Source organism: Streptomyces sp. NPDC006134 (assembly GCF_040628835.1).
GTDB lineage: Bacteria > Actinomycetota > Actinomycetes > Streptomycetales > Streptomycetaceae > Streptomyces.
In genome coordinates, this window is the sequence record NZ_JBEXTV010000087.1 from 1 (window position 1) to 21,565 (window position 21,565).

Here is a 21,565-nt window from a genome sequence, read left to right on the forward strand (position 1 = left end):
GGTTCACCGCCGAACCCCGCACCACGGCCAGCACCCGGTGCCCGTTGCGCCGCGCGTCCGACAGCCGCTCCAGCACCACCAGCCCCACGCCCTCGCCCATTCCGAAGCCGTCGGCGTCCCGGGAGTACGCCTTGCAGCGCCCGTCGGCGGCCAGCGCGCCCTGCCGCGAGAACTCCGTGAACACCTCCGGGCCCGCCATCACCGACACCCCGCCGGCCACCGCCAGGGAGCACTCGCCGTCCCGCAGCGACCGGCCCGCCAGATGCAGCGCCACCAGCGACGACGAGCACGCCGTGTCCACCGTCAGCGCGGGCCCCTCGAGCCCCAGCACATACGCCACCCGGCCCGAGGCGACACTGGCGGTGCTGCCGGTGAGCAGATATCCCTCGACCTCGCCCCGGCCCTCCACCGGTCCGGCCGCATACCCCTGGTGCGACATGCCGAGGAACACCCCGGTGTCACTGCCGCGCAGGGTCTCCGGCCGGATGCCCGCCCGTTCGAGCGCCTCCCAGGTGACCTCGAGGACCTGGCGCTGCTGCGGGTCCATCGCCAGCGCCTCGCGCGGCGAGATCCCGAAGAACGCCGCGTCGAAGTCCCCCGCGCCGTCGAGGAAGTTGCCCAAGGGGCGGTCGGCACCGGTGCCCAGCGCCGCGCGCCGCTCCCAGCCCCGGTCGTCCGGCGCCGCGGCGGCCGCGTCCCGGCCGGCGGTGACGAACTCCCACAGGCCGTCCGGGGAGTCGATGCCGCCGGGGAACCGGCAGGCCATGCCCACGACGGCGATCGGGTCGTCCCCGGGCACGGCGTCGCCGGCGGCGGGCCGCGGCCCCGGCCCGGACTCCGCCCCGCCGAAGAGTTCGGCCTCGAGGTGCGAGGCGACGGCCCGGGCGTGCGGGTGGTCATAGACCAGGGTCGTGGGCAGGCGCAGGCCGGTCGCGGCCGTGAGCCGGTTGCGCAGTTCCACCGAGGCCAGCGAGTCGAAGCCGAGTTCCAGGAACGCCCGCTCCGGGGAGATGCGTTCCGCGTCCCGGTGCCCGAGCACCGCGGCGGCGTGCTGCCGCACCAGGTCCAGCAGCGCGCGCCCGCGCTCGGCGGCGGACCGGTCCGCCAGGTCGCCGAGCGGCGTCCCCGCCGCGCCGTGTTCCCGGCGCGCGGCCTCCCGCGCGCCGCGGGCCTCGGGCAGCGCGTCGAACAGCCGGGTGGGCCGCTGCGCGGTGTACGCGAGCAGGAAGCGCTCCCACTCGATATCGATGATCACCGGGCAGACCTCCGCCCGGTCCAGTGCCGTCTGCAGGGCGTCGAGGGCCTCTTCCGGGACCATCTCGACGACGCCGTGCCGGCGGAAGCGCTCCGCCACGGGGCCTTCCGCCATGCCGCTGCCGGCCCAGGTGCCCCAGGCCACCGAGGTCGCGGGCAGCCCCTCGGCGCGCCGCTGCCGGGCCAGGCCGTCGAGGTAGGCGTTGCCCGGGGCGTAGCAGCCCAGGCCGGGTGCGCCGAACGCGGAGGCGAACGAGGAGAACAGGACGAACGCGGTCAGCGGCGCGTCCGCGGTGAGTTCGTGCAGGTTCCTGGCTCCCAGGGCCTTGGCGCGGCCGGCCCGTTCGATGCGTTCGCCGGTCAGGGTGTCGAGAGTGCCGTCGTCCAGCGTGGCCGCGGTGTGGAACACCGAGGTGAGCGGCTGGTCCGCGGGCAGGCTCCCGAGGAGCGAGCGCAGGGCGTCGCGGTCGCCGACGTCGCAGGCCGCGAGGGTCACCGCGCAGCCGAGCGCGCGCAGTTCGGCGGCCAGCTCACCGGCTCCCGGGGCGTCGGGGCCGCTGCGGCCGGCGAGGACGATGTGCGGGGCGCCGCGGCGGGCGAGCCACCGGGCGACGTGGCGGCCGATGCCCCCGGTGCCCCCGGTGACCAGCGCCGTACCGGTGGGCGCCCAGGAGGGCGGCGTGGTGCGGGGCCGGGGCGCGGCCCGCTTCCAGCGGCGCGCGAACACCCCCTCCGGGCGCAGGGCGACCTGGTCCTCGCCGCTCCCGCCGGTCAGCACGCCGACGAGCGAGCGGGTGATCTCGGCCGTGGCACCGGCGGGCACGTCGATCAGACCGCCCCAGTGACCGGGGTGTTCCAGGGCGATGACGCGCCCCAGCCCCCACAGCGCCTCCCGCGCGGGGTCGCCCGGGCGCTCGTCCGGCCCGGTCACCTGCACCGCTTCGGTGAGGCACCACAGCGGGCCGTCGAGGCCGGAGTCGGCGAGGGCCTGGGCGAGGACGACGGTGCCGCCGAGCGACGGCAGGCCCAGGGGTGTGCCGGCGTCCTCGCCCGTCTCGTCCACGGCCAGCAGGGACAGCACCCCGGTCCGGTCCGTGTCCCCGGCGGCGTGCCGCAGGATCCGCGCCAGTTCGGCCCGCGTGGGCACGGCGGCGATCACGAGGTCCCGCACCGTCGCACCGGCCGCTTCGAGGGATGCGCGCGCCGCCCGCGCGGCCGCCTCGGCAGCCCCGTCGTACCGGACGACGAGCCAGCTCTGGGGGCCCGCCGCGGAGGGTTCCGGGTCGGGCACCCGCTGCCAGTCGATGCGGTAGCGCAGCGCGGCGCCCTCGTCGCCGGCCGCCCCGCCGGGCGTGGTGCCCGCATCCGGCGCGGGCTCCCACCAGAAGCGCTCCCGCCGGAACGGCGAGGTGGGGAGCGGGACCGGGCGCGCCCGGATGCCGAGGAACACCGACTCCCAGCGCACGGGTACGCCCGCGGCCCACGCCGCCGCCAGGGCGCGGGCGAAGTCCTCCGGCCCGTCGTGGCCGCGGCGCACGGTCCCCACCGTGACCAGGTCCTCGCCGGCTTCGTGCCCGGTCTCCTCGATGGCGGAGGTGAGCACCGGGTGGGCGCTGAGCTCGATGAAGGCCCGGTGTCCCTGTTCCACGAGCGCCCGCACGGCCGGTTCGAACCGTACGGTCTCCCGGAGGTTGCGGAACCAGTAGGCGCGGTCCAGCGCCGCGGGGTCCGCCCAGTCGCCGGTCACCGTGGAGAAGAAAGGCACGGCGCCGGGCAGCGGCTCGATCTCCCCGAGCTCCTCGTCCAGGGCGGCGCGGGCGTCCTCCATGTGCGCGGTGTGCGAGGCGTAGTCGACGGGCAGGCGCCTGGCCCGTACGCCCTCCGCGTCGAGGGCGGCGACGAGGTGGTCCAGGTCGTCGTCCGGCCCGGCCACCACCACCGAGCGCGGCCCGTTCAGCGCGGCGATCTCCAGCCGGCCGTCGTAGCGGCCGAGCCGGCGCGTCAGTTCGGCGGCGTCGGTGGCGACTGCGGCCATGCCGCCGTGTCCGCGCAGCCGGGCGATGACACGGCTGCGGACGGCCACCAGCCGGGCCGCGTCGTCGAGTGACAGGGCGCCGGCGACGCAGGCGGCCGCGATCTCCCCCTGGGAGTGCCCGATCACCGCGGCCGGTTCGACGCCGTGGGCCCGCCACAGCGCCGCCAGCGACACCATCACCGCGAACAGGACGGGCTGCACCACGTCGACGCGGTCGGTGGAGAGGCCGGCGCCGGGCCGGCCGTCCGCGGCGGCGGCCTCCGCGCGCAGGAAGGGCAGGACGGAAAAGTCCAGGTGCGGTTCCAGGGCCGCGGCGCACTCGTCCATGGCGCGCGCGAAAACCGGTGAGGTGTCGTACAGCCGGACCGCCATGCCCGCCCACTGCCATCCCTGGCCGGGGAGGACGAAGACCGGCGAGGACCCCGCCCGGGCCGTGTCCACGACGGCGTCCCCGGTACCGCCCCCGGCCAGCGCGTCCAGCGCGGCCAGGGCCTCGGCGCGCCCGTCCGGCACGAACGCGGCCCGGTGGCGCGCCTCGGCCCGGGTGGTGGCCAGCGAGAAGGCCACGTCCGTGGCGGTGTGTCCGGGGTGCTCGCGCAGGTGCGCGGCGAGGCGGCCCGCCTGCGTCCGCAGCGCGGCCTCGCTGTGCGCCGACACGACCCACGGCGCCACGACACAGGCGTGCCGCCGGTCCGGGCCCGCGGTCCGGTCGCCCGTCGGACCGGTGGCGGGCTCCTGTGCCGGTGGTCCCTCGACGATGGCGTGCGCGTTGGTGCCGCTGATGCCGAAGGACGAGACGCCCGCCCGGCGGGGCCCGTCCGCGTCGGGCCAGGGGACCGGATCGGTCAGCAGCCGCACCTCGCCCCGGGACCAGTCCACTTCGGGTGAGGGGCGGTCGGCGTGCAGGGTCCGCGGCAGCGTGCCGTGGGCCATCGCGAGCAGCATCTTGATGACGCCCGTCACGCCGGCGGCGGCCTGGGTGTGGCCGATGTTGGACTTCACCGAGCCGAGCCACAGCGGGCGGTCCGCGGGGCGGCCCGTCCCGTACGCCTCGATGACGGCCCGGGCCTCGATCGGGTCGCCGAGCCGGGTGCCGGTGCCGTGGGCCTCGACCGCGTCCACGTCGGCCGCGGACAGTCCGGCCTCGGCGAGCGCCTGCCGGATCACCCGGGCCTGGGCCCGGCCGCTGGGTGCTGAGAGTCCGTTGCTGGCGCCGTCCTGGTTGACCGCCACCGCGCGGATCAGGCCCAGGACGGGATGGCCCAGGCGCCGGGCGTCGGACAGCCGCTCCAGCAGGAGCACCGCGGCGCCCTCCGCCATCCCGAAGCCGTCGGCGTCGGCGGAGAACGCCTTGCAGCGACCGTCGGGGGCGAGCGCGCCGAGCCTGCTGAAGTCGACGAGCATGCCGGGCGTCGGCATCACCGTCGCGCCGCCGGCCAGGGCCAGGTCCGTCTCCCCCGCCCGCAGGGAACGGCAGGCGAGCTGCAGGGCCACGAGCGAGGACGAGCAGGCCGTGTCCACGGTGACGGCCGGTCCCTCGAGGCCCAGGGTGTAGGCGATCCGCCCGGAGGCGACGCTGGTGGTCGTGCCGGTCACCAGATAGCCCCCGACGTCCGTGCCGCCGTCGGCGAGGCGCGGGCCGTACTCCTGTGCGATGACACCGGTGAACACTCCGGTGGGCGTGCCGCGCACCGTCCCGGGGGAGATCCCGGCCCGTTCGAGCGCTTCCCAGCTCACCTCCAGCAGGAGCCGCTGCTGCGGGTCCATGGCCAGGGCCTCGCGCGGTGAGATGCCGAAGAAGTCCGCGTCGAAGTCGGCGGCGTCGTGCAGGAAGCCGCCGGAGCGCTGCCGCACCGTGCCGGGGCGCGCCGGGTCCGGGTGCAGGAGCGCCTCCAGGTCCCAGCCGCGGTCCGCGGGAAGGCCCGTCACGGCGTCGCGCCCGCCCGAGAGCAGCTCCCAGAACTGCTCGGGGGTGCGCACCCCGCCGGGCAGCCGCACGGCCATGGCGACGACCGCGATCGGCTCGTCCGCCGCACGGCCGGCTCCCGGCTCCCGCTGCCCGGGGGCCGGGTCCGTGCCCGGGCCGCCGGCCTGCGCCCGCGGGCGCAGCAGCTCGTACAGCGCGCCGGTGAGGGCCCGCGGAGTGGGGTGGTCGAAGAGCATGGCGATGCCGATGTCCCGGCCGAGGGCCGCCGCGAGGCGGTCACGGAGCTGAACCGCGAGGACGGAGTCGAGCCCGAGTTCGGCGAAGGTGAGCGAGCCGTCCGCGACGGGTGCCCCGGCGCCGGTCACGGCGGCGGTCTCCGCGTCCACCAGCCGGGCCAGCCGCTGCCGTATCTCGTGCTCCGGCGTTCCCGCGGGGAAGAGCCCCGGCCGGGAGGGTCCGGCGGCCCGTGCGCCGAGGTCCTCTCCGCCGAGGTCCTCTCCGGCGGGCGGGAGGTCCGGCAGGCCGTCCTGGAGGGCCGGCTCGACACCGGGGAAGGCGGCCGTCCAGTCGACCTCCACCCCGTGGGCGTACGCCTCCGCCGCCGCGGTCAGGAAGCGCCGCAGCCCGCCCTGGCCGCGTTGCAGCGTGGGGAGCACCGCGCGGGTGACGCCTGCCTCCTCGAGCGTCTGCCGTACGGCGGCCGCGAGGACGGGGTGCGGGCTCACCTCCACGAACACGCCCGCCCGGTCGTCGGCGCAGGCCCGCACCGAGCGCTCGAACTCCACGCGGCCGCGGAAGTTCTCGCACCAGTGGTCCGCCGTCAGCGCGCGGGTGTCGAGGGTGCCGCCGGTGAGGCTGGAGTAGAAGGGAACGGTGCCCGCTCGCGGCGTGAACCAGTCGAGCGCCGCGCGCACTCCGTCGACGACCTCGTCCATCTGCGGGGAGTGCGCGGCCATCGACACGCCGATCACCTGGGCGCGGACCCCTTCGGCGGTCAGCTCCGCGACACAGCGCCCGATCGTCTCCGTGGCTCCGGCCAGCAGCACCGAGCGGGGGCCGTTGACGCCGGCCAGGACGAGGTCCGGGCCCCAGGAGGCCAGCCGCGGAGCGATCCGGTCGGCGGGCAGGGCCACCGACGCCATGTCCCCCCTGCCGACGAGGGGCATCAGCTCCCTGCTCCACAGGGCCACCGCGCGGGCGCCGTCCCGGAGCTCCACGCCTCCGGCGGCGTGGGCGGCGGCGAGGTCGCCCATGCTGTGTCCCACGACGGCGTCGGGCTCGACGCCGAAGGAGCGCCACAGCTCGGTGAGGGCGGCGCTCACCGCGTAGAGGGCGGGCTGTACGACCTCGACCCGGGGCGGGGCGCCGGGGGCGGTGTCGAGGGCCTCGGCCAGCGACCAGCCGGACTCGGCGGCGAATACCTCGGCGCACCGCGCGATCGCGTCCGCGAACACCGGGGACTCGCGGACGAGTTCCGTGGCCATCCCCGGCCACTGGGAGCCCTGGCCCGGGTAGACGAAGGTGACGGGCGCCGTGGCGGCCGCCGTTCCGCGCACGACCGCCGCGTGCGGGCAGTCCTCGGCGACCGCGGCCAGGCCGTCGATGAGTTCCTCGCGGGAGGAGCCGACGATCACCGCCCGCTGCGGCAGGCGCCGGTCCCCGCGGGCGAGCGCGGCACCGAACCCGTCGGCGCCGAGGCCGGGACGGGCGTGGAGGTGGGCCAGGAGCTGACGCGCCCGGGCCCGCAGCGCACCGTGGTCCGCCGCCGACAGAACCCAGGGCCGGGCCACCCCTCCGGCGGATGCGGAATTGTTCCTACCGTGCAGGGGGCTGCCGTTCACACCTGACTCCTAGTCGTCCGCGCGTTACCAGGGAGCGAGCCTCTGAAAACCATGGCCTACGGAAATGCCGACCACATCGACTGCGATCCGGCCGGCGGGGCGCGTAAGCCACGGAAAGAAACAACCGAGCCCGCGAGCCATAAACGGTCGACTACCGTTGATCAGCGACCGGTCGAACGTACACCAGCGCGCCTCCCGGGCCAAGGTGTCTTTACGCTGCCGATCCGGCGCATTTCCGAAAAGCCACAGCTCAGAGCCGTTATCTTAATCATTTGGCGCACGAATCCCAGCGACCGGACATCGATCCTCGAGCTTCCCTTTAGTCGAATTCAACCGACCTGCGGAAAGATACCGACGGAAGCGTATCCGGGCCGGTCGCCCCCTCACGAATCCCGGGCAATCCTAATTCCCGGGCAACACGACATTCCAGCGATCAGCGATCTCGAATTCCTGGACAGCGGAAACCGATAGAAGGGCCAGTGAGCCTTGCCATCTGCGGACAGATTCCACAAGCTTCCTCCCGCCGACGCGCCCGGTGACCGGGGGCGTCGGGCCGAACGGCTGCCGTCGCTGACCGGGCTGAGGTTCTTCGCCGCTCTCCTGGTGTACGTCTGCCACGCGCTGAGCCAGTTCAGCCCGCAGGCCGACGCCGCCTCGCGCGACCTGGCCTACTTCCTGCTGCCGGCCGGACCGGTGGGCGTCTCCTTCTTCTTCGTCCTCAGCGGGTTCGTCCTGACGTACGCGGCACGGCCGGGTGACACCGTCCGGCGCTTCTGGCGGCGGCGGGTGGTGAAGATCTACCCCAGCCACGTCGTGACCTGGTCGGCCGGTCTGGTCCTGGTCCTCGTCACCGGCACCGCCGTGACCGTGTCGACGACGGCCGCCGCCCTCGTGCTCGTGCAGGCCTGGGTGCCCGGCATGATCCTCACCGCCACGGTCAACCCGATCTCGTGGACCCTCGCCTGCGAGCTCTTCTTCTACCTGCTGTTCCCGTTCCTGTACGGGGGAGTGCGCCGGCTGCCGCGGCAGCGGCTGTGGGCGGCCGCGGGCACCCTCACCGCCCTGATCATGGCCGTTCCCCACCTGGCCCGGCTGCTGCCCGGGGAGGTCATGCCGCTCGCGGGCTACAGCCTGACGCAGTTCTGGTTCGTCTACACGGCGCCCCCCGTGCGCCTGCTGGAGTTCGCGCTGGGCATCGTGCTCGCCCTCCTCGTCCGCAACGGGATGTGGACCTTCGTCAACGTCCGGCTCGCCGCCGTCCTGTGCCTGGTCGGCTACGCGGTGGCCGGGGTCACGACGATGGTCACCGAGTTGCCCCACCTGTGGGCGATGGCGAGCGCCACCGTGATCCCGCTGGCCGTGCTCATCGCCACGGCCGCCGCCCGGGACCGGGACGGCCTCCCCTCCCTGGCGGGCCGTCCCCGCGTGGTGCGGCTCGGCGAACTCTCCTTCGCCTTCTACCTCGTGCACCACATGATCCTGACGGCCTTCTTCACCGCGCTGCTGCCGGACGGCTTCCGGCCGGGCCTCCTCACGATGACGGGCCTCGCGGCCGGGCTGTTCCTCGTCTGCTGGGCCGCCGCCTGGCTCCTGCACACCGCGGTCGAGCTGCCCGCCATGCGCCGCTGGAGCCGCCCCGCGCCAAGGCCCGCCGGACCTCACGCACCCGACCGCGCCCCCCGGCGGTCCGAGCCCCTCACCGGTGAGAGGACATCATGAACCAGCCGCACCTGCCCGAGGTCCTGGACCTGGGCAGCGAGCTCTTCCACACCGACCAGTACGCGACGTACCGCGACCTGCTCGAGCAGCGTCCGGTCACCAAGGTGCGCTTCTACGACGGCTCCTTCGTCTGGCTCGTGAACCGTTACGAGGACGTCCGGGCCGCCCTGAGCGACCCCCGGCTCAGCAACGACCCCACGAAGCAGTCGGACGTCGACCTCTCGGCGGCCACCGGCGTCCCGGACGACCTGGCCGAGTACTTCCAGCGGAACATGTTCCGCAGCGACGAGCCGGACCACGGCCGGCTGCGCAAGCTCGTGACCAGGGAATTCACGATGCGGCGCATCAACGCGCTGCGGCCCCGGATCCAGGAGATCGCCGAGGACCTGCTGGAGAAGTTCGCCGCCACCGGCGGCGGTGACCTGGTGAGCGCGCTGGCCCGCCCGCTCCCGCTCACCGTCATGTGCGAACTGCTCGGCGTGCCCGAGGAGGACCGCGCGAACTTCCAGATCTGGTCCCAGCACGTCGTCGAGAGCAATCCGGCGTTCGCGGAGCGCAACGCCGTCTCGTACCGCAGCCTGTTCGAGTGCGTCCGCTCCCTGATCCGCCGCCGGCGCGACGAGCCGGGGGAGGACCTGCTGTCGGCCCTGGTCGACCTGCGCGACTCCGGGGACCGCCTCTCCGAGGCCGAGCTGATCTCGACGGTGTTCCTCCTGCTGGTCGCCGGGATCGAGACCACGGTGAACGTGATCGGCACCGGGGCCTTCCTCCTGCTGACCCACCCCGGCCAGCTCGCCCTGCTCCGCGCGGACGGCGCCCTCCTGGGGTCCGCCGTGGAAGAGGTGCTGCGCTACATGGCGCCCATCGAGATGACGAGCCGGCACACCCTGGAACCCGTCGAGATCGGCGGGGTGTCCATCGACGCGGGGAGCACCGTCCTGATCAACCTGGCCGCCGCCAACCGCGACCCGGCACGGTTCGAGGACCCGCAGTCCTTCCGGGTCGGCCGGAACGACGGCAGCCACCTCACCTTCGGCCACGGCATCCACTACTGCCTCGGCGCCGCGCTGGCCCGGGCGGAGGCGGAGGTCGCCTTCGGCGTCCTGCTGAAGCGCTTCCCGGCCCTGGATCTCGCCGTTCCCGCCGCGGAGCTGACGTGGCGCCACGTCTTCATGCGGGGCCCGGTCGAGCTGCCCGTCTCCTGGCGGTGAGGCATGAAGCGTGCCCTCACCGATCTCGCGCTCTTCGGCGGTCCGGCGGCGTTCCTGCGCCCGCTCCTGGTGGGCATGCCCACCGTCGGCGACCGGGCGCGGTTCCTCGCCCGCCTCGAATGGGCCCTGGACAACGACTGGCTGACCAACGGCGGCCCGCTGGCCACGGAGCTGGAGAGCCGCATCGCCGACGTCACCGGAGTGCGGCACGCCGTCGCCACCTGCAACGCCACCGCGGCGCTCCAGCTCGTGCTGCGGGCCTCCGGCGTCACCGGACAGGTCATCATGCCCTCGCTGACCTTCGCGGCGACGCCCCACTCGGCGAGCTGGGTGGGCCTGGAGCCGGTGTTCTGCGATGTCGACCCGGTCACCGGCTGCCTCGATCCCGCGCGGGTCGAGGAGCTCATCACCCCCGCCACCGGAGCCATCCTCGGCGTCCACCTGTGGGGCCGGGCGGCACCGGTCGCCGAACTGGAGAAGCTGGCCGCGGAGCACGGGGTGAAACTGTTCTTCGACGCGGCCCACGCCTTCGGCTGCACCTTCGGCGACCGGCCGATCGGCGGCTTCGGGAACGCGGAGGTGTTCAGCTTCCACGCCACCAAGACGGTCATGGCCTTCGAGGGCGGGGCGGTGACCACCGACGACGGCGAGCTCGCCGAACGGCTCGTGGCCCTGCGCAACTTCGGCATCGACCGGGACAAGTCCGTGACCGCCGTCGGTATGAACGCCAAGATGAGCGAGTGCTCGGCCGCCATGGGCCTCACCTCCCTCGACTCCTTCGAGGAGACCCGCGCACGCAACCGTGAGAACCACGCCCTCTACCGGTCGGAGCTCCGCGGGGTGCCCGGCATCGAGGTCCTGCCCTTCGACGAGCACGAGCGCAACAACCACCAGTACGTGATCCTGCTGACGGACCGCGCCGTCACCGGTCTGCACCGCGACCGGCTGCGGACCCTGCTGGAGGCCGAGAAGGTCTTCCCCCAGCTCTACTTCTCGCCCCCCTGCCACCTGATGCCCGCCTACCGGACCGATCCCCCGCTCCGGCTCGAGCACACCGAGCGCCTGTCCGAGCGGGTGCTCGCGCTGCCCACCGGGCCGTCGGTGTCCTCCGAGGACATCCGCCGGGTGTGCAGCATCATCCGGCTCGCCGCGGAGCGCGGCGAGCAGATCGACGCGATGTGGGCCGAGGCAGTGCCCGCATGAGCGCCATCCGTCCCCAGCCCGACCCGGAGGTAACAGTTCTCGTGGACACCGCCCAAGCGGTATCGCCCGCACAGGCGATCGAAGACGTGGCTCGCCCCGGCAGTGACCGTGTCGCGGCGGTCCACGCCCTGCGCACCCGCCTCGCACAGCTCGGTGACACCGGCGGCGGGGCCGAGGAGCGGGCGGAGCACCTCGCCGACCTGGCCGTGCGGTACGGCACCCGTCCGTTCACCACCCTGGAGCAGGCCCGCCACCTGCTGCGCCTGGACCGGGCGTCCTTCGCCGCGCTGCTCGGCCTCTTCGGCCGCATACCCGAGCTCGGCACGGCCGTCCAGCGGGGCCCGGAGGGCAAGTACTGGACCAACACCATCCTCCCGCTGGAGCGGACGGGCGCGCTCGACGCGGTGGTGCACCGGCGCCCGGCCTTCCCCTACAGCGTCGGCCTCTACCCCGGCCCGACCTGCATGTTCCGCTGCCACTTCTGCGTACGCGTCACCGGCGCGCGCTACGACGCCGCCGTGCTGGAGACGGGCAACGCCGTGCTCGCGTCCGTCATCGACGAGGTGCCCGACACCCAGCCCTCCACGGTCTACTTCTCCGGCGGGCTCGAACCGCTCACCAATCCGGCGCTCGGCGAACTGGCGGCGCGCGGCGGCCGGCGCGGGCTCGACATGACGCTCTACACCAACGCCTTCGCCCTCACCGACCGGACCCTGGACCGCCAGCCGGGGCTGTGGTCGCTGCACGCGATCCGCACCTCGCTGTACGGCCTGAACGACGCCGAGTACGAAGCCACCACGACCAAACCGCGCGCCTTCGGCCGGGTCCGGGCCAACCTGGCCTCCTTCCTGGCGCGGCGGGCCGAGCGGGACGCCCCGACGCGGCTCGGCCTCAACTACATCGTCCTGCCCGGCCGGGCCGGCCGGCTCATGGACCTCGTGGACTTCGTGGCCGGGCTGAACGAGCACTCCCCCGACCGCCCCCTGGACTTCGTGACGGTGCGCGAGGACTACAGCGGCCGTGACGACGGGCGGCTCGCGGCCGACGAGCGCGCCCGGCTGCGCGACGCGCTCCAGGACTTCACCGCGTACGCGCGGGAGCGGACCCCCGCACTGCACATCGACCTCGGGTACGCGCTGGAGAGCCTGCGCAGCGGGATGGACGCCGAGCTGCTGCGCATCACCCCGGCGACCATGCGCGGCTCCGCGCACCCGCAGATCGCGGTGCAGGTCGACCTCCTGGGCGACGTCTACCTCTACCGCGAGGCGGGGTTCCCCGAACTCGCGGGCGCGCGCCGGTACATCGCCGGACGCGTCACCCCCGACAGGAGCCTGCACGACGTGGTCCGCGCATTCGTCGAGCGCCATCCGCACATCGAGCCGCGGCCCGGCGACGAGTACTTCCTCGACGGTTTCGACCAGGCCGTGACCGCCCGGCTGAACCAGATGGAACAGGACATCGCCGACGGCTGGGGAACGCACCGGGGCCTGCTGCGCGCGGGCGGCCCGGCGTGAGAGCCGGACGGCGGCCCGCGCCGCGCCGGCTCAGCCGGCGGCCGCCGTCGGGCCGGCGTCCCGGTGCCGCTCGGTGAGCTCCTCCAGAACGGACACCACGTCGTGGGGGCTGTTCTCGGCGCGGGCCTCCTCGCGCAGCCGGCGGGCCCCCTCGAGGAACGAGGGTTCGGCGAGCACCCGGGCCACGCTGTCGCGCAGGTCCTCGGCGCTCACCGCCCCCTCCTTCAGGTACAGGCCCGCGCCCGCGGCCGCCGTCTGCTGCGCCCGCAGGATGGTGTCCCACAGGTACGGCACCATCACCTGCGGCACCCCGTGGTACAGGGCCGTCGACCAGGTGCCGTTGCCACCGTGGTGGACCACGGCCGAGCAGCCCTCCAGCAGGACGTTCAGCGGGGCGAAGCCGACGGCCCGGACGTTCTCCGGCAGGGGGCCGGCCTCCCGCAGTGCGGCGGCGTCGGCGGTGACGACGATCTCCGCGTCGACCTCCGCGAGCACCCGGAGGTAGCGGTGGAAGACCTGTGGGTCTGCGGTGAAGCTGCTCCCGGTGGATCCGGTCGTCAGGCACACGCGCCGCCGGGACCCTGCCTCCTTCAGCCAGTCCGGGACGACGGCCGGGCCGTTGTAGGGCAGGTACCGCATGCCCACCGTCGGCAGCGACAGGTCGAGCCGGAACCGCTCGGGCAGCGTGTCGACGGTCCACTGGCCGACCACCAGCCCCTCGTCGTAGGCGACCCCGTACCGTTCGGCGGCCCCGGCCAGCCAGTCCCGCAGCGGGTCGGGGCGCGCTCCGGCGGGCCGTTCGCCGAGCCGCTCGAGGAACGCCTGCCGGAAGTACGCGTTCAGGTCGCTCGCGCTCAGCACCCGTGCGTGGGCGGCGCCGCACGCCCGGGCGGCGACGGCCCCGGCGAAGGTGTACGGCTCCCACAGCACCAGGTCCGGCCGCCACCGGCGGGCGTACCCGACGAGTTCCCGGACGAACGACTCGTCGTTGATCACCGAGTAGAAGTAGGGGACGGACAGGTCGTAGAGATTGAACAGGTAGTCCCAGTCGAACCCCTCGGGGCGGGACAGGTCGATGTTCGCGGAGTAGCGCTGGAGTTCCGCGCCCTTCTCCTGCATCGCGTCGAGCAGCCGGTGGTCCTCCCCCACCGGTACGGCGGTGAGCCCGGCGCCGGTGATCGCGTCCGCGAAGCCGGGCTGGCTGGCCACGCGCACCTCGTGCCCCGCGGCGCGCAGGGCCCCCGCGAGAGGCACGAAGCCATGGAAATGCGAGGTGTGCGCGAAAGCCGCGATGAGCACACGCATGAACAACTCCCCCTGACGCGACAGCAACGGACGGACAGTCGACGATTCTGCCCCGGTGCCCGCGCCGCACGGACGCGCGGCGAGCTCCCCTCGATCCGGGAACGAGCGCTCCTCGAGCGCGCGGGGCGGCGTCACACCACGAAACGAGGCAACAGCGATGGCCGGCTCCCTTTCCTCTTCTCCCTCTTCCTCCCGCCGCCCCCTGGTCGTCGTCCTGGGGGCCTCCGGGTACATCGGTTCCGCCGTGGTGCGCGAGCTCTCCCGCCGTCGGATACGGCTGCGCGCGGTGGCGCGCGGCCCGTTCGCCGTACCGTCCGGCGGCCCGGCGGCGACCGAGGCGGTACGGGCCGATCTGCTCCGGGAGGGCGCCGTCGCCGACGTCGTCCGCGGCGCCGACGCGGTGATCCACCTGGTCGCCCGGATGACCGGCGAGGGCTCCTGGCGGTCGGCGGCCTGCGACCCGGAGACGGAGCGGGTGAACGTGGACCTGGTGCGTGAGGTGGTCGCGCGGTGCGCGGCGGCACCGGGCCGGGGCCCCGCCCCGGCCGTTCTCCTGGCCAGCACCAACCAGGTGGCGGACGGCGGCCCCCAGCGCAGCGCCTACGCCCGGCAGAAGGCCGCCGCGGAGCGGCACCTGCTGGACGCCGCGGCCCGGGGCACCGTCCGCGGCGTCGCGCTGCGCCTGCCCACCACCGTCGGCAGCGAGGCGGGCGTGACCCCCGCGATGGCCGGCCGGGCCCTGTCCGGCGAGGCCCTCACCCTGTGGCACGACGGCACCGTACGGCGCGAGTTCCTCGACGTGACCGACGCGGCCCGCGCGTTCGTCAGCGCGCTGGACCACGTGGCGGACCTCGACGGCCGGGCCTGCCCGGTGGGCGGGCACGTCGTGGCACTCGGCGAGCTGTTCCGGGCCATCGCCGACAGCGCGGCCCGGCACACCGGGCGGCCGCCCGTCCCGGTGCTGTCGGTGGAGCCCCCCGGCTACGCCGAGACCGGCGACTTCCGCGACCTCGACGTCGACTCGTCGGCCTTCCGGGAGGTGACGGGGTGGCGGCCCGAGGTGTCGCTGCGCCGGGCCGTCGACGAGGTCGTGTCGGCGGTCGCGCGGCGCCGGGCGCTGCCGTGCTGACCGGCCGGTCCGTCAGGCTCCGCGCCGTGCCACGGCGCGGAGGTCCTCGACCAGCCGGGCCTGGTCATGCAGCGCCTCGCCCGTGAGCGGGGAGGGGGCGCCCGAGCGGACGCCCTCGGCGAAGGCCGTCACCACGGAGCGGAACTGGTCGTGCGGGGGCACGAGGAACTCCTCGCGGGAGCCGTCCCGTTCGAGGCGGACGACCGCGGTGTGGTCCGCGGGCGGCGTGTAGGCCCTGGGCACGGTGATACGGCCCCGGGAGCCGGTGAGCTCGTACCGGCCGCGGTAGGCGTGCCGCAGGCCGAACCCGATCTGCGCCACCGCGCCACCGGGTGCCGTGAGCAGCGCCGCCCCGCCGGTGTCGACGCCGGTGTCCGGGTCCGTGTTCAGATGCGCGCCGGCCACCTCCAGGCCGGGGCCGAGGTGGCGCAGGGCGGTGCGGAGCGGATAGACGCCGACGCCGGTGAGCGCGCCTCCGTCCAGGTCGCGGCGGTGCCGGATGTCGTCCGCCGGCTTGCCGGGGATGGTGAACTCGGCCGCCAGGGAGCGGACTTCGCCGATCCGCCCCGCGGCGAGCAGCTCGTCGACCAGGTGGTGCTGGGGATGGCACAGGAACATGTAGTTCTCGAACAGTGCCCGGCCGCGGGCGCGGGCGAGCTCCCTCAGCGCCGACGCCTGCCGTGCGGTGGTGGTCAGCGGTTTCTCGCACAGGACGTGCTTGTCCGCCTCCAGGGCCCGCCGTGTCCAGCCGGCGTTGAGCGCGGGCGGCAGCGGGACGTAGACGGCGTCGACGTCGGACCGGTCGAGCACGGCCCGGTAGCCGGTCACCGGTTCACCGCCGAACCGCCGGGCGAACGCCGCCGCCTTGGCCGCGTCCCGGCTGCCGATCGCGACCACCTCGACCGAGGCATGGCCCGCGAGCGCGGGCAGCATGCGCCGCCAGGCGATGTCCGCGCAGCCCAGCACCCCCACCCGTACCCGGTCCACCGCCACCGTTCCCCCTCCTCCCCTACCGGTCCCCGCCCCGTCAGGTCCAGAGCAGACTGCCGGCCGCCAGGCACACCGCCGCCATGCCGGCCAGCATGGCCACGAAGGTCGGCCGGACGCCGTTCACCAGCGGAGTCCAGGTGCGGGCCGGGTCTTCGACCAGCCGTTTCGACGCGTACGCCAACAGCAGCGCCGCCGCCAGGACGCCCAGGCGCACCGGGAGGTTCAGGACTCCCCCGGACACGGCGAGCGGCATCAGGATGAGCAGCGGCCAGTGCCACAGGTACAGCGAGTAGCTGATGCCGCCGAGGAGCTGTACGGGTCTCGACGAGGTCAGCTCGGTGTGCCACTGCCGCCCCGGGGCGGTGCCGGCGACGATGACCAGGGCCGTGCCCACGGCCGGCACCAGCGCGGCGGCGCCGGGGAAGGGCGTCAGGCCGGTGAAGTGGACCGCCGAGCCCACGAGCGCGGCGAAGCCGAGCAGCGAGGCTGCGTTGGCCACGGCTCTGGGCAGGGTGAACCGCGTCCCGGCCAGCGCGATCACCGCGCCGATCACGAACTCCCACACCCGGGCGGGTGTGCCGAAGTACGCCAGGCCCGGGTCGGCCCCGGTGAGGTGGACGCACCAGAGGAGTGAGGCGAGCCCCAGGCCCGCGACGCCCACGACGCGCGCCCAGGGTGCCCGCAGCGTGCACAGCAGCAGCAGGAGCAGCGGCCAGAACAGGTAGAACTGCTCCTCGACCGACAGGGACCAGAAACTCGCCACCGCGGTGACCCGGGCCGGGTCGACGGGCTCGACGAGCAGCCAGTTCTGCCCGTACAGAGCGCCGGCCATCACCTCGTGGGCGTAGTCGGCCCAGCGGTCGCGCGGGACGAGGGCGCGCACGGCGACGACGACGGAGACCAGCACCAGGAAGGCGGCGGGCAGCAGACGGCGCACACGCCGTGCGTAGAAGTGCGCGATCCGGATACGGCCGGTGCGGTCGAACTCGCGGACCAGGTGGGCGGTGATGAGGTAGCCGGAGATGACGAAGAAGGCGTCGACGCCGACGAAGCCCCCGGTGAGCACGGTCGGCCACAGGTGGTGGAAGACGACGAGTCCCACGGCCAGGGCCCGCAGCGCCTGGATGTCGGGACGGAAGCCGGTCGTTCCCGGTTCGGTGGCGCGTGGTCTTTCCAGTGTGGTCTGACGGCTCGGCATGGCGCTCCTGGAGCACTAGTCGTGGGTGATCGTGCGGGAGCGAACCAGCGGCCTTGCGTCCTGGTCGCGCACCGGTACGTCGTGCGTGAGAGGCCGGGCGCGGGTGACGCCGCCGGGCCGTCCGCCACGATGGCTCCGGCGACTCGAGAACCGTTCGAGAACGCGTGCACCGCTGCGGGGACGGCCGGCGCGTCGCACGGGGCAGGGTCGGCGCCGACCGGTGCGGCGGCCCGCCCACCCTCCCCGGACCTCGGCCGTCTCCCCGCGTTCGGCGCCTGGCCGAATCTCTTCCCTCTTCCGTCCGCCTCCCCGGAAACATTTGCTAGGATCCCACGCCATGATCTCTGCTTTCGTCGCCGCGAGCATCTACGTCATCTGACGCCACCTGGCGAGCACTTCCGGCTCCGGGCGCCACGGTCACGGCGAATGCCGCTTCTCAGCGGCCTGTGACACCGCCGTTCGAGCGCCGCTTGCGGCCTTTCACGACAGTCTTCTGTCCTGCGCCATGCGGCCATGCCCGTCTCCGGCACCCGTTCGAGCAGTGCTCCCCTCCGGTCGGCCTTTTTCTGACCCACAGATGAAACGGCGTGCGCAATCATGCATAACTCCTCTTCTGTTTCTTCCGACAGCTCCCTGTCGTCGTCCTCCTCGTCCGCGGGCACCTCGCTCGCCGAGGAACGGCATCCCGAACCGAGTGCGCCGTCGCCGGGCGGATTCCGGGTGGTGCTGGACGACATCCAGCACTCCCGCGGCACCCGCCGGCTGCTGGACGGGGTGCACCAGTCCGTCGCCCTGGGTGAACGCATCGGCGTCATCGGGGAGAACGGATCGGGCAAGACCACCCTGCTGCGCCTGCTCGCCGGACTGGACAAGCCCGACGGGGGCCGGGTGCTGGTGCAGGCGCCGGGCGGGGTCGGCTACCTTCCGCAGACCCCCGAGCTGGCGCCCGACGACACGGTGCAGGACGCCATCGACCACGCCCTCGCCGAACTGCGTGCCCTGGAGGCCGAGTTGCGCCGCTGCGAGGCGGCCATGGCCGAGGCGGACGGGGACGAGCTGACGGCTCTGCTGGCCGAGTACGGCGATCTCATGGAGGCCTTCGAGGCCCGGGACGGCTATGCGGCCGACGCCCGGGTGCAGGCCGCCATGCACGGCCTGGGCCTGGCGTCCGTGGACCTCACGCGGCGGCTGGCCAGCCTGTCCGGCGGCGAGCAGGCCCGGCTGGGCCTGGCCTGTGTGCTCGCCGCCGCACCGCAGCTCATGCTGCTCGACGAGCCCACCAACCACCTGGACCGGGCCGCGCTGGAGTGGCTCGAGGAACACCTGCGTTCCCATCGCGGCAGCATCGTCGTCGTCTCCCACGACCGTGTCTTCCTGGAGCGGGTGGCCACCGCCCTGTGGGACGTGGACGCCGAGCGGCACACGGTCCACCGCCACGGCGGCGGCTACGCGGGCTATGTGAAGGCCAAGGCGGCCCTGCGGGCCCGCTGGGAGCAGCAGCACCAGGAGTGGAAGGAGGACCTGGCCCGCCAGCGTGAGCTGACGCGCGCGGCGGCGGACCACGTGGCCGCCGGGCCGCGGGGCAACACCGACCGGACGAACGGCCGTCACCAGCGCAGTGTGGAGAAGCAGATCTCCGCCCGGGTGCGCCACGCCAAGGAGCGGCTGCGCCGGCTGGAGGAGAACCCGGTCCCCCGCCCGCCGAAGCCCATGCGCTTCGCACCCCGCATCAAGGGCGGCGACGCCGCGGGCACCTCGGCCGTCGCCGGGCTGTACCACGTGGAGGTGGCACAGCGGCTCCAGGTACCGGACTTCGAGGTACGCCCGGGGGAGCGCGTCCTGATCACCGGCCCCAACGGGGCGGGCAAGAGCACCCTGCTGCGGGTGCTCGTCGGCGACCTGGAACCGGACCGGGGCACGAGCACCCGCCCGGCGCGCACCGGCTGGCTGCCGCAGGAGACACCGGTCACCGAGCCAGGGCTCAGCCTCCTGGAGGCGTTTGGCCAGGGCCTGCCGGGCGATCCCGAGGGACATCGCGGGGCGCTGCTGGGCCTGGGACTCTTCCGGCCCTCGGATCTGGCCACCCCGGTCGGCCGGCTCTCCGTCGGCCAGCGCCGGCGGCTCGCCCTGGCCCGACTCCTGCACGACCCCGTCGATCTGCTGGTGCTCGACGAGCCGACGAACCACCTGTCACCGGCGCTGGTGGAGGACCTCGAGGAGGCCCTGTCCCACTACCGGGGAGCACTGGTCGTCGTATCCCACGACCGCATGCTCGAACGCCGGTTCACCGGGCGTGCAGTGCGCCTGGAGAACGGCCGTATCCGCGATTGACGCGGCTGTCGCGGCGTATCGCCTCATGAGACCCTCCCCGGGGTGATCACCCGGAGGGGCATCCGTACGCGGCGGGAGCGGCGGTGCCGCGTGGCACCGCCGGCCCGCCGCGACCGTCCCTCCGGCTGCTCCGACGGCTCCTTCGACCCCGGTGAAAGGAACAAACCCCTCATGGCCAAGGACGGATTCACCGACCCGCGCATCGTTCCCCACGAGTCGGAGAAGGAACGCGACGCGCGTGAGCGGCTCACGAAACTCCTCGTCGAAAGCCCCATCCCGCCCAAGTACCTGATCGACAACCTGCCCGTCTATCTGCGCCGCCACCAGCTCGCCGACCTGCTCTCCATGGACGCGCTGTACCGCATGCTGCCCGAGATCCCGGGCGTCATCATGGAGTTCGGCGTGCTGCACGGCCGTCACCTGGCCACGCTCACGGCCCTGCGCAGCATCTACGAGCCGTACAACTCGCTGCGGCGCATCATCGGGTTCGACACCTTCACCGGCTTCCCCGACGACATCCAGGACGTGGACAAGGTCAGCACCAGCGCCGTCGCCGGCCGTTTCGCGGTGCCGGAGAACGAGGTCGACCACCTGCGCGAGGTCCTGGCGGCCCACGAGGCCTGCGAGCCGTTCGGGCACACGCAGCGTTCCTTCGTCGTCCAGGGCGATGTGCGCGAGACCGTTCCGCAGTACCTGGCGGACAACCCGGAGACGGTCATTGCCATGGCCTACTTCGACCTGGACCTCTACCAGCCGACCAAGGAGCTCCTGGAGGTGATCCGGCCGCACCTGACCAAGGGGAGCATCCTCGCGTTCGACGAGCTGGCCCACCCCAAGTGGCCCGGTGAGACCACGGCGCTGCAGGAAGTCTTCGGCCTGGACCGCGCGCCCCTGCGCCAGCTTCCCGGCCGTGAGCCGCCGGTCATCTACATGAAGTGGGGCGAGTGACCGGATCACGGCGGCTGTGATGACGACTCGACACACCGGCGCGAGCGCGCCCACGACCGTCCGGGAACTCGCCATCGAGGGCGCCTTCGAGTTCACCCCCACGGTGTACCCGGACCGTCGCGGTCTGTTCGTGACCACCTATCAGCGACCGCGGTTCACCGAGGCGACCGGGCACGTCTTCCCCGTCTTCCAGACCTGCCAGAGCCACTCGCGCCGGGGAGTGGTCCGCGGTGTGCACTACACCGCGACGCCGCCGGGCATGGCCAAGCACGTCTACTGCGGGCGGGGCCGGGCGCTCGACTTCGTCGTCGACCTGCGGGTGGGCTCGCCCACCTTCGGCCGGTGGGACACGGTCCAGCTCGACCAGGAGCACTTCCGGTCCACGTATCTGCCGGTCGGCGTGGGCCATGTGTTCGTCGCGCTCGAGGACGACACCACGATGGTGTACCTCATGTCCGGACCGTACGTCGCGGAGAACGAGCTCGCCGTGTCCCCGCTGGACCCGGCGCTCGGGCTGCCCGTCACGCTCGACGGCGTCGAGCCGGTCCTGTCCGAGCGCGACGTCGCCGCCCCCACCTTGGCCCAGGCGCTGGAGGCGGGCCTCCTGCCGGACTACGAGGCCTGCCGCGCGCTGGAGGCGGCGCTGTAGCGTTTCTCCACCGGAGACGGCCGGACGCCGCGGTCGCCGCGTCCGGCCGTCGTCGTCGTTCAGTAGCGGTAGTGGTCCGGCTTGTAGGGGCCCTCGACCTTGACGCCGATGTACTCGGCCTGCTCGGGGCGGAGCGTGGTCAGCTTCACGCCGAGCGCGTCGAGGTGGAGGCGGGCGACCTTCTCGTCGAGGTGCTTGGGCAGCACGTAGACACCGGTCGGGTACGCGTCGGGCTTGGTGAACAGCTCGATCTGGGCCAGCGTCTGGTCCGCGAAGGAGTTGGACATCACGAACGACGGGTGACCGGTGGC

13 protein-coding genes are annotated in these 21,565 nt (G+C 73.8%); 8 read left to right on the plus strand and 5 right to left on the minus strand.

Features of this window, described 5'->3' with window-relative positions:
* The coding region (locus tag ABZ340_RS34300; RefSeq protein ID WP_358785799.1) for an SDR family NAD(P)-dependent oxidoreductase at positions 1-7,057 on the minus strand (7,057 nt) is incomplete at its 3' end.
* A 486-nt stretch (positions 7,058-7,543) separates the two neighbouring features.
* Here ABZ340_RS34300 and ABZ340_RS34305 point away from each other — a divergent pair.
* Genes ABZ340_RS34305 through desII form a run of 4 tightly spaced genes read left to right on the plus strand, consistent with a single transcriptional unit; the run spans position 7,544 to position 12,704 of the window.
* A complete protein-coding gene (locus tag ABZ340_RS34305; protein ID WP_358785800.1) occupies positions 7,544-8,776 on the plus strand; it encodes an acyltransferase in 1,233 nt (410 codons plus the stop codon).
* Positions 8,773-9,987 (plus strand): cytochrome P450, encoded by a 1,215-nt coding sequence (locus tag ABZ340_RS34310; protein ID WP_358785801.1) that lies wholly within the window; start codon positions 8,773-8,775, stop codon positions 9,985-9,987. The genes ABZ340_RS34305 and ABZ340_RS34310 overlap by 4 nt, the downstream gene beginning before the upstream one ends.
* Positions 9,988-9,990: 3 nt before the next feature.
* On the plus strand, positions 9,991-11,190 hold the full coding sequence (locus ABZ340_RS34315) for a dTDP-4-dehydro-6-deoxyglucose aminotransferase (protein ID WP_358785802.1): 1,200 nt from the start codon (positions 9,991-9,993) through the stop codon (positions 11,188-11,190).
* A complete protein-coding gene (gene desII, locus ABZ340_RS34320) occupies positions 11,187-12,704 on the plus strand; it encodes a dTDP-4-amino-4,6-dideoxy-D-glucose ammonia-lyase (protein ID WP_358785803.1) in 1,518 nt (505 codons plus the stop codon). Before ABZ340_RS34315 ends, desII begins: the two co-directional genes overlap by 4 nt.
* A gap of 30 nt (positions 12,705-12,734) precedes the next feature.
* On the opposite strand, the gene ABZ340_RS34325 is transcribed toward desII, so the two are convergent.
* Positions 12,735-14,009, minus strand: coding sequence for an activator-dependent family glycosyltransferase (locus tag ABZ340_RS34325; protein ID WP_358785804.1), 1,275 nt, complete (start codon positions 14,007-14,009; stop codon positions 12,735-12,737).
* A 157-nt stretch (positions 14,010-14,166) separates the two neighbouring features.
* On the opposite strand from ABZ340_RS34325, the gene ABZ340_RS34330 reads away from it, so the two are divergent.
* Complete coding sequence (locus ABZ340_RS34330) at positions 14,167-15,138, plus strand: NAD-dependent epimerase/dehydratase (protein ID WP_358785805.1); 972 nt, start codon at positions 14,167-14,169, stop codon at positions 15,136-15,138.
* Between the two features lie 12 nt (positions 15,139-15,150).
* Here ABZ340_RS34330 and ABZ340_RS34335 read toward each other — a convergent pair whose 3' ends face one another.
* Complete coding sequence (locus ABZ340_RS34335; protein WP_358785806.1) at positions 15,151-16,131, minus strand: Gfo/Idh/MocA family oxidoreductase; 981 nt, start codon at positions 16,129-16,131, stop codon at positions 15,151-15,153.
* Positions 16,132-16,165: 34 nt separating this feature from the next.
* Positions 16,166-17,326: an acyltransferase gene (locus ABZ340_RS34340; protein WP_358785807.1), complete on the minus strand. Its 1,161-nt coding sequence runs from the start codon at positions 17,324-17,326 to the stop codon at positions 16,166-16,168.
* A 597-nt stretch (positions 17,327-17,923) separates the two neighbouring features.
* Between ABZ340_RS34340 and ABZ340_RS34345 the strand changes: the two genes are divergently transcribed.
* From ABZ340_RS34345 to ABZ340_RS34355, 3 genes are all read left to right on the plus strand, one after another.
* Positions 17,924-19,657 carry a TlrC/CarA/OleB/SrmB family ABC-F type ribosomal protection protein gene (locus tag ABZ340_RS34345; RefSeq protein ID WP_358785808.1) on the plus strand — a complete coding sequence of 578 codons (1,734 nt, stop codon included), beginning with the start codon at positions 17,924-17,926 and terminating at the stop codon, positions 19,655-19,657.
* Between the two features lie 171 nt (positions 19,658-19,828).
* A complete protein-coding gene (locus tag ABZ340_RS34350; RefSeq protein ID WP_358785809.1) occupies positions 19,829-20,605 on the plus strand; it encodes a class I SAM-dependent methyltransferase in 777 nt (258 codons plus the stop codon).
* Between the two features lie 19 nt (positions 20,606-20,624).
* Entirely contained in the window at positions 20,625-21,254 is a 630-nt protein-coding gene (locus tag ABZ340_RS34355) for a dTDP-4-dehydrorhamnose 3,5-epimerase family protein (RefSeq protein WP_358785810.1), read from the plus strand.
* Between the two features lie 59 nt (positions 21,255-21,313).
* On the opposite strand, the gene ABZ340_RS34360 is transcribed toward ABZ340_RS34355, so the two are convergent.
* Positions 21,314-21,565 (minus strand): adenosylhomocysteinase (locus ABZ340_RS34360; protein ID WP_358785811.1); only part of this gene is annotated, 252 nt, incomplete at its 5' end.

What these genes read in the sequence shown, in the direction of transcription:
- ABZ340_RS34310 (WP_358785801.1), top strand. Translation starts at nt 8,773, where the DNA reads ATGAACCAGCCGCACCTGCCCGAGGTCCTGGACCTGGGCAGCGAGCTC.
- ABZ340_RS34315 (WP_358785802.1), top strand. Translation starts at nt 9,991, where the DNA reads ATGAAGCGTGCCCTCACCGATCTCGCGCTCTTCGGCGGTCCGGCGGCG.
- desII (WP_358785803.1), top strand. Translation starts at nt 11,187, where the DNA reads ATGAGCGCCATCCGTCCCCAGCCCGACCCGGAGGTAACAGTTCTCGTG.
- ABZ340_RS34325 (WP_358785804.1), bottom strand. Translation starts at nt 14,009, where the DNA reads ATGCGTGTGCTCATCGCGGCTTTCGCGCACACCTCGCATTTCCATGGC.
- ABZ340_RS34330 (WP_358785805.1), top strand. Translation starts at nt 14,167, where the DNA reads ATGGCCGGCTCCCTTTCCTCTTCTCCCTCTTCCTCCCGCCGCCCCCTG.
- ABZ340_RS34340 (WP_358785807.1), bottom strand. Translation starts at nt 17,326, where the DNA reads ATGCCGAGCCGTCAGACCACACTGGAAAGACCACGCGCCACCGAACCG.
- ABZ340_RS34345 (WP_358785808.1), top strand. Translation starts at nt 17,924, where the DNA reads ATGCATAACTCCTCTTCTGTTTCTTCCGACAGCTCCCTGTCGTCGTCC.
- ABZ340_RS34350 (WP_358785809.1), top strand. Translation starts at nt 19,829, where the DNA reads ATGGCCAAGGACGGATTCACCGACCCGCGCATCGTTCCCCACGAGTCG.
- ABZ340_RS34355 (WP_358785810.1), top strand. Translation starts at nt 20,625, where the DNA reads ATGACGACTCGACACACCGGCGCGAGCGCGCCCACGACCGTCCGGGAA.